Below are 1,029 nucleotides of genomic sequence, written 5' to 3' on the forward strand. Positions count from 1 at the left end.
TTCGGTATAACCGTCGCGGTAAATGTGTGAGACAATATTATTGCCATTATGCAAATCATTTAATGCAGTTGCATCGATATTTATTGTCAGCGCGCTGCGGTCAATATCAATGCGACCATCATTGCTGACCAGCCAGTTATTAAAAGTATAGCGCTGGGTATCGACCAGTCGATTGATATAAATGTAGTTATTGATCAAGTCGATATAATATCTGACGTTATTGAAGGTATAACCGGTGTAGTTCGAGAAACTGTACGTTGAGGAGGCACCCGCTTCATACTCCTGAATATTTGCCAGTGCGGCAACATCCTGGCTCCAGTCCGCGCACTCCGGGTTGCGTGTCTGTAACGTTCCACTGAGCGTAGGCAAAGTCTGTTTCAGTAAGTTCAAACCATAGGTTTCGCCCACTGACTCGGCATACTGACAGATATCATGCGGTATGTTCACTTTGTTATCGATAACGGATGCTGAAGGCGAAAACGCCCTGGAGAGGCGGAAGGCAATATTTTGGTTAATATATTCTTCATGAAATAGCGCAGATTTGCCATTCTCCGCAATATATCCCATATAGCTTCTGAGCCCGAGATACTCATTAACAATAAAACTGGTAAAAATGCTGGTGGTCAGAATCACAATGAAAATAATTGCGCTAATAAATTTTGGCTGTGACAAGATGCAGCATCCCTTTATTAAGCACTGATAGCCATAGTTATAGCATAAAGCGCTTCATTGTGTGCAAAAGGGCAGGCGAAGGCCGGCCCCTTTGTTTTGCGTTTTCTTTAGCGTGTTGATACCGCTCAGGTGTGTGTAATAAAGCGGGACAGACGCTGTTGCAGCCGTCGATTTTCTAGGCGCAACTGTGCGTTCTCTTCCAATAATGTCAGGGCTACGGCGATACCGGGCCAATCTAACGCTAACTCTCTTCTTAAACGTAGGGCGTGCTGCATAATCGCGGCTGCACGATCGTCAAATTGCCAGCATGAGTGTTCATCTTCATGAGGTTCAATCACTCCCAGGCCGACAATTTCA

At 45.0% G+C, this 1,029-nt stretch carries 2 protein-coding genes; both read right to left on the reverse strand.

Going from position 1 to position 1,029, the window contains the following annotated elements; translation table 11 throughout:
* On the reverse strand, positions 1 to 672 hold a 672-nt coding region (locus J5224_RS29800; RefSeq protein ID WP_319802512.1), incomplete at its 3' end, for a GAPES1 domain-containing protein.
* A 125-nt stretch (positions 673 to 797) separates the two neighbouring features.
* On the reverse strand, positions 798 to 1,029 hold a 232-nt coding region (locus J5224_RS29805; RefSeq protein ID WP_264628669.1), incomplete at its 5' end, for a chaperone modulator CbpM.

The organism is Candidatus Symbiopectobacterium sp. NZEC135 (assembly GCF_025962695.1).